14 protein-coding genes are annotated in these 14,140 nt (G+C 43.1%); 6 read left to right on the top strand and 8 right to left on the bottom strand.

Features of this window, described 5'->3' with window-relative positions; all coding sequences use genetic code 11:
* Nucleotides 1–5 precede the first annotated feature (5 nt).
* A complete protein-coding gene (locus ACHUFN_RS16440; RefSeq protein ID WP_394223589.1) occupies nucleotides 6–1,355 on the top strand; it encodes a tetratricopeptide repeat protein in 1,350 nt (449 codons plus the stop codon).
* A 200-nt stretch (nucleotides 1,356–1,555) separates the two neighbouring features.
* On the opposite strand, the gene msrA is transcribed toward ACHUFN_RS16440, so the two are convergent.
* Nucleotides 1,556–2,101 carry a peptide-methionine (S)-S-oxide reductase MsrA gene (msrA, locus tag ACHUFN_RS16435; RefSeq protein ID WP_394223587.1) on the bottom strand — a complete coding sequence of 182 codons (546 nt, stop codon included), beginning with the start codon at nucleotides 2,099–2,101 and terminating at the stop codon, nucleotides 1,556–1,558.
* Between the two features lie 248 nt (nucleotides 2,102–2,349).
* Between msrA and ACHUFN_RS16430 the strand changes: the two genes are divergently transcribed.
* Both ACHUFN_RS16430 and ACHUFN_RS16425 read left to right on the top strand, forming a co-directional pair.
* On the top strand, nucleotides 2,350–2,745 hold the full coding sequence (locus tag ACHUFN_RS16430) for a thiol-disulfide oxidoreductase DCC family protein (RefSeq protein WP_394223585.1): 396 nt from the start codon (nucleotides 2,350–2,352) through the stop codon (nucleotides 2,743–2,745).
* On the top strand, nucleotides 2,735–3,460 hold the full coding sequence (locus ACHUFN_RS16425; RefSeq protein ID WP_394223583.1) for an SDR family NAD(P)-dependent oxidoreductase: 726 nt from the start codon (nucleotides 2,735–2,737) through the stop codon (nucleotides 3,458–3,460). The genes ACHUFN_RS16430 and ACHUFN_RS16425 overlap by 11 nt, the downstream gene beginning before the upstream one ends.
* Here the strand turns inward: ACHUFN_RS16425 and ACHUFN_RS16420 are convergent.
* Complete coding sequence (locus ACHUFN_RS16420; RefSeq protein WP_394223581.1) at nucleotides 3,426–3,602, bottom strand: hypothetical protein; 177 nt, start codon at nucleotides 3,600–3,602, stop codon at nucleotides 3,426–3,428. The genes ACHUFN_RS16425 and ACHUFN_RS16420 overlap by 35 nt on opposite strands.
* Before the next feature lie 140 nt (nucleotides 3,603–3,742).
* Here ACHUFN_RS16420 and ACHUFN_RS16415 point away from each other — a divergent pair, with 140 nt between their 5' ends.
* On the top strand, nucleotides 3,743–5,164 hold the full coding sequence (locus tag ACHUFN_RS16415) for a sodium-dependent transporter (protein WP_394223579.1): 1,422 nt from the start codon (nucleotides 3,743–3,745) through the stop codon (nucleotides 5,162–5,164).
* A 166-nt stretch (nucleotides 5,165–5,330) separates the two neighbouring features.
* Here ACHUFN_RS16415 and ACHUFN_RS16410 read toward each other — a convergent pair whose 3' ends face one another.
* Nucleotides 5,331–6,143 (bottom strand): NAD-dependent epimerase/dehydratase family protein, encoded by an 813-nt coding sequence (locus tag ACHUFN_RS16410; RefSeq protein WP_394223577.1) that lies wholly within the window; start codon nucleotides 6,141–6,143, stop codon nucleotides 5,331–5,333.
* Nucleotides 6,144–6,367: 224 nt separating this feature from the next.
* On the bottom strand, nucleotides 6,368–7,180 hold the full coding sequence (locus ACHUFN_RS16405) for a DUF2884 family protein (protein ID WP_394223575.1): 813 nt from the start codon (nucleotides 7,178–7,180) through the stop codon (nucleotides 6,368–6,370).
* Nucleotides 7,181–7,518: 338 nt separating this feature from the next.
* On the opposite strand from ACHUFN_RS16405, the gene ACHUFN_RS16400 reads away from it, so the two are divergent.
* Nucleotides 7,519–7,710: a hypothetical protein gene (locus ACHUFN_RS16400; RefSeq protein WP_014950735.1), complete on the top strand. Its 192-nt coding sequence runs from the start codon at nucleotides 7,519–7,521 to the stop codon at nucleotides 7,708–7,710.
* A gap of 81 nt (nucleotides 7,711–7,791) precedes the next feature.
* On the opposite strand, the gene ACHUFN_RS16395 is transcribed toward ACHUFN_RS16400, so the two are convergent.
* The 3 genes from ACHUFN_RS16395 to ACHUFN_RS16385 are packed head-to-tail and all read right to left on the bottom strand — an operon-like array spanning nucleotide 7,792 to nucleotide 10,964.
* Nucleotides 7,792–9,156 (bottom strand): mechanosensitive ion channel family protein, encoded by a 1,365-nt coding sequence (locus tag ACHUFN_RS16395; RefSeq protein WP_394223573.1) that lies wholly within the window; start codon nucleotides 9,154–9,156, stop codon nucleotides 7,792–7,794.
* Nucleotides 9,157–9,159: 3 nt separating this feature from the next.
* The gene (locus tag ACHUFN_RS16390; protein ID WP_394223571.1) at nucleotides 9,160–10,053 is read right to left on the bottom strand and encodes an acyltransferase; all 894 of its coding nucleotides are present in this window, start codon (nucleotides 10,051–10,053) and stop codon (nucleotides 9,160–9,162) included.
* On the bottom strand, nucleotides 10,050–10,964 hold the full coding sequence (locus tag ACHUFN_RS16385) for an acyltransferase (RefSeq protein WP_394223569.1): 915 nt from the start codon (nucleotides 10,962–10,964) through the stop codon (nucleotides 10,050–10,052). Before ACHUFN_RS16385 ends, ACHUFN_RS16390 begins: the two co-directional genes overlap by 4 nt.
* 113 nt (nucleotides 10,965–11,077) lie before the next feature.
* Between ACHUFN_RS16385 and fghA the strand changes: the two genes are divergently transcribed.
* The gene (gene fghA / locus ACHUFN_RS16380; protein ID WP_394223567.1) at nucleotides 11,078–11,920 is read left to right on the top strand and encodes an S-formylglutathione hydrolase; all 843 of its coding nucleotides are present in this window, start codon (nucleotides 11,078–11,080) and stop codon (nucleotides 11,918–11,920) included.
* Between the two features lie 94 nt (nucleotides 11,921–12,014).
* Here fghA and ACHUFN_RS16375 read toward each other — a convergent pair whose 3' ends face one another.
* Nucleotides 12,015–14,135: a putative bifunctional diguanylate cyclase/phosphodiesterase gene (locus tag ACHUFN_RS16375; RefSeq protein WP_394223565.1), complete on the bottom strand. Its 2,121-nt coding sequence runs from the start codon at nucleotides 14,133–14,135 to the stop codon at nucleotides 12,015–12,017.
* Between the last annotated feature and the right edge of the window lie 5 nt (nucleotides 14,136–14,140).

Here is a 14,140-nt window from a genome sequence, read left to right as displayed (position 1 = left end):
AGAACATGATGAGAAAACAGACGAATACATTGCTTAGTGCACTGGCGTTTGCAGTTGCATCAGCCACGGTATCTGTACCTAGTATGTTCATAGCTTCTCAAGCAGTTGCGCAAGAAGCAGAGCAGCAAGATGGGCAAGAGATAAAAGCGAGCGAGAAGAAAACCCGCCGCGTGCCAACGCTACGCGGTAAAGTTTACGAGCAGCTAGCCCGTGCGCAAACGGCGGCAGATGAAGCCGGCGATGTAGAAGAGGCCATTTCTATTTTGAAAGAAGTAGAAGACAAGTCTCACTCTATGAACGCTTACGAAAAAGCTATGATGTATAACTTTTTCGGCTTTATCTACTACAACAACGAAGATTATGAAAAAGCGTTGGAATCGTTTGCCAAAGTGGTAGAGCAGCAGCCTATACCTGAAAAATTTGAAATGACGACGCTTTTCAGTTTGGCGCAGTTAAACCTAATGCAGGGTAATTATGATGAAACTATCACTTATCTAGAGCGTTGGGAAAGCCTACACACTGGGTCGGTGCCGGTTAAAAACAAGGTCATTAAAGCCCAAGCGTATTATCAGAATAAGCAATACGAGCAGGCCTCTACGTGGATTTCTGAAGCCATTGCTGACCATGAAGCCGAAGGTATGATTCCTGATGAAGGTTGGTTGATTCTTCAACGCGCCGTTTTTTATGAACTGAAGCAGCCTCAAAAGGTGAAAGACGTTCTTATTAAAATGGTTAAGTTGTTCGACGAGCCGAAATATTGGATTCAGCTAGCAGGCATGTATGGTGAGCTAGGTGAAGAGCGCAAGCAATTGGCGATAATGGAAACCGCGTATCAGCGTGGCTTTGTAAATACGTCGGCTGACGTATTCAACATGGCGCAGCTTTATTACTATCACCGTGTGCCTTACAAAGGTGCTAAGTTGATGGAACAGGCAATGAACGACGGTGTGCTTGAGAAAAACTTGCGCAACCTTAAGTTCTTGGGCCAAAGCTGGTCGCTGGCTAAAGAGCAAGACAAAGCCATTCCGGTGATGATGCAAGCGGCTGAGTTGTCTGAAGACGGTGAGCTAGATGCACAGTTGGCGCAAATTCTTCTTAATGAAGAGCGCTTCGACGACGCTATTGCTGCTGCAGACCGTGCTGTAGAGAAAGGCGAATTAAGAAACCCTGGTTTGGTTTACTTAATTAAAGGCATGGCACTTTATAATAAGAAGCAATATGCCCTTGCCCTTAACCAGCTAGCCGAGGCTGAAAAGCACCAGAAAAGCCGCGCGATGGCGCAGCAATGGAAGCAGTTTGTTCAAGGTGAAAAGCGCCAAGCTGACGCGATTGCAGCCGAGCTAGGCAATAGCTAACGTATAAATGCGTTAGTGTGTTTACGTATTAGACGTTGCTATAAGAAGCGTTTCTTATAGCAACGGATTTCAAGACGGGACACAAAAACAAAAAAGGGGCGATTTCTAAGTGAAGTGGCCCTTTTTGCTTATTGTTTAGCTATTCACTTTTCGTAGATGCTTATTCGTATACAAAAAGTGTTAGAAAACTTGGTCTTTGATTACGCGTCGCTACGCAAGCGGGAAGCAAACGTCTTTTTAAACTTAGCTAGCTTTGGTGCAACAACCATCGAGCAGTATTGATTTTGTGGATTATTCTTAAAATAGTCCTGATGATAATCTTCTGCATCGTAGTAGTTATTTACAGCCACTACCTCGGTAACAACCGGGTCTGGCCAAATCTCTTCTTCCGTAATCTCGGCGATGATCTTTTCCGCTTCAGCCTTTTGCGCATCGTCGTGATAAAACACTGCACTGCGATATTGAGTTCCAACATCGTTACCTTGTCTGTTTAACTGCGTTGGATTATGAAGCGCAAAGAAAATCTCTAATATTTCGCGATAGCTAATACTGTCGGCGTCAAATGTCACCTGCACCACTTCAGCGTGGCCCGTGTTGCCTTTGCACACTTCTTCGTAAGTAGGGTCGGCCTTTTCACCCCCAGCGTAGCCAGAAATAGCTTTTTCAACGCCTTCAACACTATTGAATGCCGACTCGATACACCAAAAGCAACCGCCTGCCAACGTAGCGACTTGTAAATTTGCCATAGTAAAAACCTCTCTTAATCTTTGACTGTAGTGTGGGTGCGTGCGGGACACAACACAAGTCATCCAAGCGTGTTTTTTTATCGTATAAACGAATATTAAATAAGAATAATGTGCGACGGTCTAAAACGGTTTTACACTTAAATCGTTGGCGCACGGTAAACGCAAATGTCTTCTTAGTTTTTCAAATATTGCATAGGCGAACTTGGCTTATTAGCAATGAATGCCTGATTTAGCAGAGGTGATTTTAAGTGATTATTTTTTATGATGGTTATTGCCCCTTGTGTTTAGCTGAAATGCGGCATTTAAGAAAAAGAGACAAACACAACAAGCTAACGCTTGTTGATATTCAAGCCCCAGACTTTGCTTCCCGCTTTCCTTCCATGGACTGGAACGCGCTTAATGCAAGAATTCACGGACTTCGCGAAGATGGCACGCTAATCACAGGGCTCGATGTGACCCATGAGGCGTGGAAAGCGGTGGGAATGGGATGGATTTATGCGCCACTTCGTTGGCCTATCATTCGCTACGTTGCAGATGCCTTCTACAACGTTTTTGCAAAACACAGATACACTATTTCTTACCTTTTAACGGGAAAAAAACGCCAGTGCGACCGGTGTGTGCCAGGAGAACCGAATGAAAAATAATGTGCTTATTATTGGCGCGTCAGGAGGCATTGCCTCTGCACTTATCGACCAATATCAGCAAGCAGGGGATAAAGTCATTGCTGTAAGTCGCACATCAGCGTCTGAATTCGGCGCATTAGAAAATGTGACATATCATCAAATGGCTCAGCAGGACGATTCGCATATCAGTGAGTTCGTTCAGCATTTATCTCAACAGAACATTAAATTAAACACGGTTGTGATCACCACTGGCTTTCTGCACAACGAAAATGAAGACATTCACCCTGAAAAACGACTTGAAGATATGAACGAGCAGGCCTTGTCGGCTTATTTTGCAACTAACAGCATTATTCCCGCATTATGGCTAAAGCAGCTCGTCAATATTATGAGCAAAGACGGTTCAACTTTGGTTTGTTTAAGCGCGAGAGTAGGTAGCATATCAGACAACGGCCTTGGCGGTTGGTATGGCTATCGTGCGTCTAAAGCTGCGCTTAATATGCTGGTCAAAACGGCCTCGGTTGAATACAAGCGTAGATTAAAAGATGCCATGCTGGTGTGTTATCATCCAGGCACTGTAGATACGGGGCTTTCGAAGCCGTTTCAAAAAAATGTTGCCGCTAAAAAGTTGTTCACCCCGGAGTTTACCGCAAAACAGCTTCTTCACCACCTTTGTGAGCTAGATCGAGACCAAACGTGTCATTTTATCGACTGGAATGGCGAAGTGGTAACTTGGTAATACGCTTTAACGTCATTTCAGCCAGTTCAACATCAAGACTTTTTATTTCACTGCTGTTACCATGCTCTTTTGGGAATGGTGCAGCGTATTGATAAGCCCTAAGAGGTAGCAATACAACGCGTTGACGCCACACGTGAGTCATAACAACAAACGCCATCCTGATAATAAATAATACCAGTTCGTCGGGTTTAACAAGCGCACACAGCGTGTGAGAGGTACCGCTGTGACAAAATTATTAAACCGCGAAGCTGCTATAACAATAACTCAACAAGAGGAAGGGATATGAGCGGGGCCAGAGAACAGTTCGGATCGCGCATAGGTTTTATTTTAGCTGCTGCAGGTTCTGCGGTGGGCATAGGTAATTTGGTTGGTTTCCCTGTCGGTGCTGCCAAAAATGGCGGTGGTGCATTTCTTCTAATGTACGCTATTTTTGTTTTTGCTATTTGTTTACCGGTCATGCTGGCTGAAATGTCAGTTGGGCGTCATGCCAAAAAAGACCCACTAGGTGCATATAACGCCATTAGCGGCAATGAAGGAAAGTGGAAAGTCGCTGGCTGGTTAGCTATTGCAACGCCGTTTATGATTGCGGTGTTTTACATGGTTATTACCGTGTGGCTATTCGGTTATTTGTATGAAGCCGTCAGCGGTAACCTAGATAAGCTAGCGAATCCAGAAACGTTTGGAATGTTTATCAATTCTGAAGCCATTTTTGCCTACATGGCAGTGGTTGTCGGGGTGGTTTACCTCATTCTTCAAGGTGGGGTAAAAGAAGGTATTGAGAAAGCAGCAAAGCTGCTGATGCCTGCACTTTTTGTGATGTTGATTGGCTTGGTTGTCTTTGTACTTACTCGCGAAAATGCCATTGCTGGCGTTAGGTTTTATGTTGTACCTGAGTTTTCAAAGATAACTGCAGAAGTGGTGAATGGCGCGTTGTCGCAAGCGTTCTTTTCCCTTTCGCTAGGGATGGGTATTCTGATTACCTACGGCAGCTACATTGATAAACGCGCAGACGTGCCAAGTGCAGCGAAGTTGGTTGCGTTAACCGATACTGCTGTTGCCTTTACTGCAGGCTTAATGATTCTACCTGCTATTTTTTCATTCAACCCAGACATCAACCCTGACGATTTGAGCGAGTCGTCAGTAGGTATGATTTTTACCTACCTTCCTAGTATCTTTTTAGCGTTGCAAGATTCTATTGGTTATTTAGGGGCGTCAGTGGTGGCAAGCTTGTTCTTCTTGCTTGTTTTCTTCGCGGCTATTACCTCGTTAGTGTCAATTTTCGAAGTGCCGGTCGCTGCATTGATGGACGAGAAGGGGGTAAGTCGTAAATGGGCGTTGGGCTCTTTGGGCAGCATAATGATTGTTCTAGCAATATTGAGCGCATTGTCATTTGGCAAGGTCGAAATGCTTACATCATTTATGCACTATGCGGGCGCAGACAAATCACTGTTTGATGTGATTTACGACGTATTCTACGACACCATTTTGCCTCTGAATGGGCTACTTATTTGCTTGTTCGTTATCTACCGTTGGAAAAGTGCAAACTTCAATGCATCTCTTGAAGAGGGAAGCAACGGCTATAAAGGCAGCTGGTTTGAAAAGTATGTAGATATTTCACTTAAAACCTTTATACCATTTATCCTGCTTGTCATATTCGTGAATACGGTAGCAGTGAAATACTTTGGTTTGAGTCTTTTCGGCTAAAAGTCTGTCTACTAAAGTAAGATAAAATAGAGTTGAGAAACGGCAAGCACGATAGAAAGCTTGCCGTTTTTATTTGTTTAGCGTTTGCGAAAGCAGTAACTGTGCAAAGCCATTCCTGTTTAATAGCTCGCAAAATACGAAGCGATTAAAGCATGCGGTATCTCGCTTAGAACATACGATAAGGGTCGCCGTACTCGGGTGTGATCCCTAGTTGTTCCCAGCTCTGCTGCGCATCTATTACTTTACCTGTAGGTGGGGCATCGGTTTGAGCAAAAACAGGAGCGTCTATACCCATAGCGTTAGCCGCATCCACATAGTAAATGCCGCGCTTCGGATGAGACAGGCTACACAGATGAATCACGTCGTTCAGCGGAGTATTGCGAATTATTTTTGCCAATGCCGCTACCACATCATGTACATAAACAAGGTTAATTCTTTTATTTCCAGCATCAAGCTGTCGCCCACTCAGTGAGCGCGCTGGGTGACGGTCGGGCCCTACCAAGCCTGCCAAACGAACAATACTTACGTTTGTAAGGTCGCGTTTTGAAAGCAGGTAGTCTTCAATAGTCACGTGCGCTTTGCCAGATGCAGTTTGAGGGTTAGTCGCGCTGGCTTCTGTCAGTGTTTCATTAGAACTATCGCCGTAAACGGAAGTGGTGCTTATAAACACAATATGAGCAACGTTAGACTTAATTGCTGCGTCAATTAACGCCAGCATATGGTTGGTAAACGCGTCTAAATTGGTACTTCTTCTACCTGGGGGGATGTTTAGCAATAGTGTAGATTCAGGAAGGTAGCTACAAAGCGCTGTAGTATCGTCACCCAATGAATATTCAATGGCTTCGATGCCTTGCTCTTTTAGCGCTAAACGCTTTTCTGAGCTTCGCGTAGTACCAACAACGTTATACTCGCCTGAGAGTGCCTTGCCTACGTATCCGGCTAACCATCCGTAACCACTAATTACTAAATTCTGCGACATAGTTTGCTCACCTTTTCTTCAAGACAATAGAGTACATTATCTTGTAATGGCTTGTCGTGTTTTAGGGGAGACCTGAAAAAATAAGTTGACGGATTAGAGTGTTGAGGCGGTGCTTGAACGAAAGCGCCGTATGCACATGAAAAAGCCGACTAAGAATAGCATTCATAGCCGGCTTTCATTAATACCTATAAAAAATTCTTAGGCTTGTTGTGCACGGTGCAACGCTACATATCCATTTCACCGTGTTGGTCAATGTCTAACAGATTTAAATCATCAAGCCCTGAAATTGAAGCCTGCATTTTGCCTTCTGCAAAGTCTGCTTGCTTCAGTACTTTACATAAAGCTTCACCTTTTTCTTCCAATGCTGCTGCTTGGCTTTCTAAGCGATACTCTAAGTCTTCGCCCCAACGCTCCATTTTCTGCTCAAATTCGGTCATATCACCGCCTTCCCACAGCATTTGCGTGCCAACAGCAATCAGAATTCTTCCCATAGACTCGCTGATCAAAGACTCTATTTGCGCTTCGAATTCTTGTTCCCAGCTTTCATCAAACCAACCTGGCTCGTCAAACTTGGTCGAATCGACACGGATATTGCCCGCTTCGTCATAAAATGAGGTGTTTAGTTTCGTCTCAAGAGAGTCGAATAGTGCACTAAAATCATCTCCCATTTGGTCTGTACCTAACAATTCGGTGAAGACTTCAGTTACCGCGACATTAGCAATTTCTAACCCTTCACTGGCAATGTTTAAGGTCATTGGAATGGCAATATCAATGTTATTGTAGTATTCACTGACCCAGTGTTGTTGTTCACGGTTGAGAGATACTGGCTCACCGTTTATCGTCATATTGTGATACGAATCAATGGTCATTACCGAGCCGTTATCCATTTTTACGGTCAAATCGCCTTGGTAATATTGAATGTGCCCGTCTAACTCCATGTCACAACCGTCATTTATTGAGCTTGTGTCATGTGCTAGTGCATGGCCACTCATTAAAGCACTCGATACAGCAACTGAAAGTAGTAGTTTTTTTGACATCGTTCATTCCTTAATTTTCGTGTGACGCGTAACGTTCGTGCAATTAGCGTAGCGTTGTCTTGTCACTGTCAGTTTTAAGCTAGAGTTACAAGCTGTTATGTAAGAGATAGAGCAATGGGCTTGCCAATGTTTAAAGTCATTATTTTTCAATAACTTAGTGTTTTTATTAATGTAGCTGTGGGGTTGCGAGTTACATTATTTGGTGAATATGCTAACAAATTAGCAGTTTTGACTAAGAACAATTAATACCCATAGCTGTGTATTTAAGCCAATCCAAGCATGTTCAAAACTTAATTATTGGTGCATAATACCGCCAATATTTTTAAGGGGTTATCACAATGGCTGATTGGATTAATGCAATTATGTTTGGTGTTGCGCTAATTGCCTTTACGCTAGGGCTAAGCAGCATCGTTATGGGCTTTATGACTGCAAAAGCAGGTGCTGAGGGTATGCAGGAAAAAATCGAGTACGGTTTTTTTGGCGTAACTGGTTTAGTGCTTTGTTTACTGATGGCCTATGCATTGGCTTAAGCGATAAGCATTGAAAAAAACCGGCATTAATAGCCGGTTTTTTTTCGCCTTACGATAAGGCTAGTCACTGCCGTTTGAAAGTTACGATTCCCTTTTTTCTTCAGACGCTTGTGCATTATTAGCGCTAGAGTGCGACTCTGGTAAATGTGTACTGTCGCTCTCGGCGCTGCGCTTGTAAGCTCCAGAGTCAAGACTGCCTAAAAGCGACAAGTGCCCGTCTCGTTGATACGCTCGCAAGTCAAATAGGTCGAGCATCGCCATGACATGGTCAAAAATATCCGCCTGTACTTTTTCATACTTCACCCATTCTTTTTGTGCACTAAAGCAGTAAATTTCCAGGGGTAAACCCAGCTCGTTAGGAGGCAATTGCCTTACCATAAGCGTTAGTTCTTGGTTTATATCGGGGTGCTTGCGTAAGTAGGCTTCTAGATAGGCTCTAAAGGTACCAATGTTGGTAAGACGACGGTTATTTAATAGGTCAGATTCATCAATTGAATAGTCTCGATGATAAGCGCGAAGCTCGTTTTTCTTTTTGTCGATATACTCATTGATATAACGAACCTTTGAAAAACGCTCTAGCATATTGTTGTCACAAAGCTTGATAGAGTGCACATCAATGTAAATAGCGCGCTTAATTCTGCGACCGCCAGACTCCTGCATGCCGCGCCAGTTTTTCACGGCTTCTGTGGTTAGGCTATACGTTGGCAGAGTAGAGATAGTTTTATCCCAGTTCTGGACCTTGACGTTGGTTAAGCCTATTTCAAGAATTTCACCATCGACTTCATACTTGGGCATAGAAATCCAATCACCTGTATTAAACATGCGATTGGCGGCAATTTGAATGCCTGCAACAAAGCCTAAAATGGTGTCTCTGAATATTAATAGCAGTACCGCAGCAATAGCTGTAAGGCCTGATACTAGAATCAGCGGGCTTCTATCAACAATAAGCGAAATACTTAACAGTATGGTGATTATCGCGAATGTCAGCTTCGTAACTTGAATAAAGCCTGTAATAGGCGCTCGTTTGGCAAGTGCTGAAGCATTGTAAACGTCTTCAACGGTGCTAAGCATGGCGTATAAAGCAAGCAAGCCGCTATACAACATATAGAGTTGGGCGCTTTTTATAACCATGCCGTGCATCACGGCCTCATCACTAATTAAGACAGGCGTGGTTAGGTATATAAACAATGCGGGAAACAGATGCATTAAGCGGCGGAAGAAGCCGTGCTCTTGTAACGCGTTATCCCACAAATTGTTCGACTTATACACCCAGCGCGCTATTTGTGGGCGCACCAGTAATCTGGCAATGATATAGATCACCGCCGAGACAACTAAAATACTGCTTAGGGCAATAACATTATAAAGCGGGTCTTCAATGGTAAGATTCGGAAAGATACCTTTTACCAAGTGAATGAAATTATCGCGTACCGAAGCACTAACCTGCATTAATTACGACTCCAACATTTTCTTTATACGGTGATCTTTATTTTCCCATAGTCCATTTAGCCAATTTTGGAAATAAAGGCGAAACTCAGATTCAGTGCGTTCTGTCTGCTGATGTAATTCAGGAACGGGCGTAACGTTCACATCGATCACTATTTTTGTCATTCGACCGCACAACATTGCCATCATAGGATGGCGTTTGTTTTCTGGATACAGTAAAGAGATGTCTAACACGTTGGTAAACAGTTCGCCCATCGCCGATAAGGTGAATGCTACACCGCCTGCTTTAGGTGGAAGCAGGTTTTGATAAGGGCTTTGCTTAGACAAGTGCTTTTGCGAAGTGAAACGCGTACCTTCTACAAAGTTGATCACCGTGGTAGGGACTGTTCTGAACTTTTCACAATACGCCTTGGTGGTTTCAAGATCTTTACCTTTTTTCTCAGGGTGCTTTTCCAAATAAGCGCGCGTATATCTGTGCATAAAAGGCATATCAAGAGCCCAGGCTCCCAAGCCCACGAACGGCAACCAAATGAGCTCTTTCTTTAAAAAGAACTTGGGCGCGGGGATACGATGCGTTGCAAATTCAATAAGCAGAATAATATCCAGATAGCTAAGATGGTTGGCAATAATCAAATACCAACGGTCTTTTGAAAGCTCCCCATGAACTGAGCACTCTATTTCAACCGGGTTGAATAATCGGATCAACAGAACACTGACTCGTCCAAAGCTGAACATCAAGGCATGCATAACTTTGTTCCAAGCGGCTCTAACCTTGCCGTTGGGAAGAATCAATTTTACCAATCCAAGCAAAATAATGAGACCTCCCCATAACGCGAGATTTAGGATCTGCAGTGAGGTATGTATTACGAAAATAAAAGGGGCGAGTACTGCACGAATCATAATGGTTTCTGTGTTGCGTTAAGTGAATCTAAAAGTTGATCTTTGGCATGCCAACGGTCGTTGAGCCAAGTTTGAAAACGGGCTCGAACCTGTGGGTCCTCAAAATAACTGTCGTTGAAAATACCGTTTTCCATAATGTCTTTAATAGGCATAACATTAATATTTACACTTATGTTTTTCACTTTACCGCTGACAAAGTCCCAAAAAGAGGGCACGCCGTCAGGGTAATCAATAGTAACATCTATTAGCTTATGTAAGTGATCGCCCATGGCAGACAGTACGAAGGCAACGCCTCCTGCTTTTGGTTTTAATAAGTGCTCAAATGGCGAATGTTGTCTTGAGTGCTTAGCCTTTGTAAAACGTGTGCCTTCAACAAAATTCATAATGCTCACTGGCTTATTACGGAATTTTTCACACGCTTTGCGCGTGGTTTCCATGTCTTTGCCTTTTAAATGCGGATTTTTAGCAAGAAACGACTTGGAGTAGCGGCGCATAAATGGAAAGTCGAGTGCCCACCATGCTAAACCTAAAATGGGGACATAGATAAGCTCTTTTTTGAGGAAGAACTTTAAAAAAGGAACCTTTCGGTTAAAAACACGTTGAAGAACCAGAATGTCGACCCAAGATTGATGGTTAGCAATAACGAGATACCAATCATTTCGGGTGAGTTGTTCTAGGCCGTTTACATGCCATGTAGTGCGACTACTAATTCGTTGATTGAGGTTGTTTACACCAATCCAAGCCGTTGCACACGCATCAAGCAAGTAGGAAATGAATCGACGCCACGGCGCTATAGGGATGAGCTTAAAAACAGCCAAAATAAAAATAGGCGTTGCCCACAAAACCGTGTTTAAGAAATAACAGATGACCGAAATAGTGCCAACAAAATGATGAAACAGAGCTTTTACCATCGTATTTACCTCAAAAAATAGGCGCTTAGTGTAAACGAACTTGATCTAAAATCCGATAGAGCCTTTACTGATTCCAGAATAAAGGTAGAAATTTACGAATGTAAGGAGCTGAAATGGAGCTTATTGGCGAAAACAGAACATTTGGGGGACGACACTTACGTTATACCCACCAATCAGAAACAACACAGTGCGATATGACCTTCGCAATTTTTCTCCCCCCATTTGCTTCAAAAGAGAAGCCGGTGCCAGTGCTGTATTGGTTATCAGGGCTAACTTGTACCGATCAAAATTTTATGCAAAAAGCAGGTGCTATGAAACTGGCAGCAGAGCTTGGTATGGCTATTGTTGCGCCTGATACGTCGCCTCGTGGCGAGAGTGTGCCTGACGACGAAGAGGGATCGTATGATTTTGGCTTAGGCGCAGGGTTCTATGTTGATGCCACGAAAGCGCCGTGGGATAAGCACTATAAAATGTACAGCTATATTGTGAACGAGCTGCCTGCGCTTATTGAAAGTGAATTTCCAGTTACCAAAGAGCGCGCCATAAGCGGCCACTCTATGGGCGGGCATGGTGCTCTTGTTATTGGCATGCGTAACCCAAATAAATTTGTATCAGTATCTGCGTTTAGCCCAATATCAAACCCATCTGATTGCCCGTGGGGTGAGAAAGCGCTAGGGCGATATTTGGGGGATGACAAAAATTCTTGGGGGGATTATGACGCCTCTGTACTGCTAGCTAGCAAAACGCACAGCGTTCCGCTTTTAGTTGAGCAAGGTACAAAAGATGAATTCTTGCATGAGCAATTAAAGCCACAGTCACTTGTGCATGCTGCGCAACAATCTGATACGCAATTAACCCTAAATATGCATGAAGGATACGATCATAGTTACTTCTTTATCGCATCGTTTATTGAGGATCATTTAGAGTTTCACGCTGGGCATATGGGCTTGATTTAAGCAAGGTGACGAATAGCCGAAACTGATTTTTCTAATCGGAATCGGCTTGGTTAGCTCTAGCCTTGAGAAATACGATTTGGACTTTGGGCTGAGATCATTTAAAGGCTTTCGCCAAAGAGATAAATTCTTCAATTGCCACAGGACGTTGATATAAATATCCTTGTCCGTAAGTACATTGATGGCGCTGCAAAAACTGTTGTTGTTGCTGAGTTTCAATGCCTTCAGCGATGATCTTAATATTTAAGTTACTGGCCAGGCCCAGTATGGCTTGCACAATAGCTTGATCGTCAGTATTTTTTTCAAGTTCACTAACAAAAGAGCGGTCTATCTTTAACTCATCAATAGGTAGTTTTTTTAAGTACACCAACGAGCTGAACCCCGTACCAAAGTCATCAATTGATACGGTGATCCCCATAGCGCGAAGCTCGTTCAATAAAACTGAAACCGTGTCTAAGCTTTCTATAAATACGCTTTCGGTTAGTTCGATTGACAAACTCGAACCAAGCAAATGGTGATCATCTAGTGCATTTTTTATTTGGTTCAATAAAGCAAGATCTGATACTTGGCGGCCCGATATGTTTATCGCCAGTCGAATATCTAAGTTCGACGCCCTTAACGCTTCAATTGCGTTGCAGGCTTCGTTAATCAGCCATTCGCCAAAAGGAAATATCAGCTCGCTTTTCTCTGCAAGCGGTATAAAAATTTCTGGCGAAATAAATTTACCCTCTTGCGTTATCCATCTTGCTAATGCCTCGCATTTGACAATTTTGCCCGTATTTAAATCGATAATAGGCTGTAAAAAGAGCTTAAGTTCATTTTTTTCAATAGCGCTACGTAGCTGTTTCTCAAGTTCATTAATTGCATGGTGTTGGCGATGCAATTCTTCACTGTAAGTGAGCGCAACATTGCGCCCCTGATATTTAGCCGCTTGCAAAGCAATATCTGCACATTGAATTAGAGATTCAGTAGATGAGCAATGGCGAGGAAAGTTTGCTTCGCCGATATTCACAGCTAAATTAGGTTCGGTGCCGTTTAAAACTGTGTAGGTTTGCGTAACTTCTTTAATAAGATCTTCAACATATTGCGCAGCGGTTTCGTCTTTAAATGTGTCTGCACGTTTTACTAGTGCGAAGTCGTTACTGCCAATTCTCGCTATAAACCCGCTATTACCCACAAAAGACTGAAGACGAAACGCAAATGTTTTCAATATCTCATCACCAGATTGATAACTCAGCGACTCATTGATTTTCTTAAAGTCACAAATATCAATAATAAATAGTTTGAAGGCCACATCTTCTTGAACTAAACGTCGAACCGTACTCGTGAACAAATTTCGGTTTGCTATTTTAGTGAGTGAATCCATCCCGCTTGCCGGTAATACGCTTTCTTCCTTATTGTGAATATGAGTGATATCTGTGAGCAGATAAACCCAATGTGTTAATTCATCGCCCTGTAGTACGGGATGAATAGTAACTTGAAGCCAAACATTGTAGTTATCAGCAGGTTGCCAAAAAATCTCACCTTGCCAAGGCGCTTTCCTTTGTACAAGCGCAGGGAGAAATGTCGCGGGGGCATCGATGTTTTTAAGGAGTTCGCTTAGTCTTAGAGTGCTTGGGGTGGTGCTATTACAAAGCAAGAGTCTGTGAGAGGCTGCGTTATCTAGTACTAACCTGCTTTTATCGTCAAGAATCACCACGCCAGTGTCTAAATTGTGAATGGCTTGCTGAATAGGAGGAACAAGCTTTTGAAGTCGGGTATTTTTGCGTAATACGCTGTTTAGTTTGTGCCTTATATATTCATGCTGGCCTACAATTTCGTGATGACTTAGCAGGAGCTCTCGGGCCGCTTGTAGCGTCTTGAGCTTTTCATCAAATTGCTCTTCTACATTTTTTATTACTAAGTACCGCGCTCCTGAACCACTGTTGATGGCTAATGCTTCCAGTCGCAGTTCTTGGCTGTCGTTGTGCTCAGTCCAAAAGCCAGAAGACAACGTAAATGCTGTGTCGCCCACCCAAACTTCATCGGCATCATTAAAAAAGTCATCAAGAAATATTGAAGGAATATGCTTTTTGCTAAGCTTGTTATTGTTGTCAAGATTTACAACATTGGATAACCATGGAAGTTCCGGTGTTAGGCATTCAATATCTTTTTCAGAGTTGCACTTAAACAAAGCACAATTGGTAATGCCTAATGCATTTAATAAATGGATATCCATGGCAA

Origin of the sequence: Alteromonas gracilis, from assembly GCF_043642145.1 — a bacterium.
GTDB classification, from domain to species: Bacteria; Pseudomonadota; Gammaproteobacteria; order Enterobacterales; family Alteromonadaceae; genus Alteromonas; species Alteromonas gracilis_B.
Note: the sequence above shows the minus strand (reverse complement) of the source record. Positions and strands in the feature narration are given on the sequence as shown.

Bases quoted from the DNA above. Each gene is read 5' to 3' on its own strand.
- msrA (WP_394223587.1), bottom strand. From the start codon at position 2,101: ATGGCAAATTTACAAGTCGCTACGTTGGCAGGCGGTTGCTTTTGGTGT.
- ACHUFN_RS16405 (WP_394223575.1), bottom strand. From the start codon at position 7,180: ATGTCAAAAAAACTACTACTTTCAGTTGCTGTATCGAGTGCTTTAATG.
- ACHUFN_RS16440 (WP_394223589.1), top strand. From the start codon at position 6: ATGATGAGAAAACAGACGAATACATTGCTTAGTGCACTGGCGTTTGCA.
- fghA (WP_394223567.1), top strand. From the start codon at position 11,078: ATGGAGCTTATTGGCGAAAACAGAACATTTGGGGGACGACACTTACGT.
- ACHUFN_RS16395 (WP_394223573.1), bottom strand. From the start codon at position 9,156: ATGCAGGTTAGTGCTTCGGTACGCGATAATTTCATTCACTTGGTAAAA.
- ACHUFN_RS16420 (WP_394223581.1), bottom strand. From the start codon at position 3,602: ATGACTCACGTGTGGCGTCAACGCGTTGTATTGCTACCTCTTAGGGCT.
- ACHUFN_RS16400 (WP_014950735.1), top strand. From the start codon at position 7,519: ATGGCTGATTGGATTAATGCAATTATGTTTGGTGTTGCGCTAATTGCC.
- ACHUFN_RS16410 (WP_394223577.1), bottom strand. From the start codon at position 6,143: ATGTCGCAGAATTTAGTAATTAGTGGTTACGGATGGTTAGCCGGATAC.
- ACHUFN_RS16390 (WP_394223571.1), bottom strand. From the start codon at position 10,053: ATGATTCGTGCAGTACTCGCCCCTTTTATTTTCGTAATACATACCTCA.
- ACHUFN_RS16385 (WP_394223569.1), bottom strand. From the start codon at position 10,964: ATGGTAAAAGCTCTGTTTCATCATTTTGTTGGCACTATTTCGGTCATC.
- ACHUFN_RS16425 (WP_394223583.1), top strand. From the start codon at position 2,735: ATGAAAAATAATGTGCTTATTATTGGCGCGTCAGGAGGCATTGCCTCT.
- ACHUFN_RS16375 (WP_394223565.1), bottom strand. From the start codon at position 14,135: ATGGATATCCATTTATTAAATGCATTAGGCATTACCAATTGTGCTTTG.
- ACHUFN_RS16415 (WP_394223579.1), top strand. From the start codon at position 3,743: ATGAGCGGGGCCAGAGAACAGTTCGGATCGCGCATAGGTTTTATTTTA.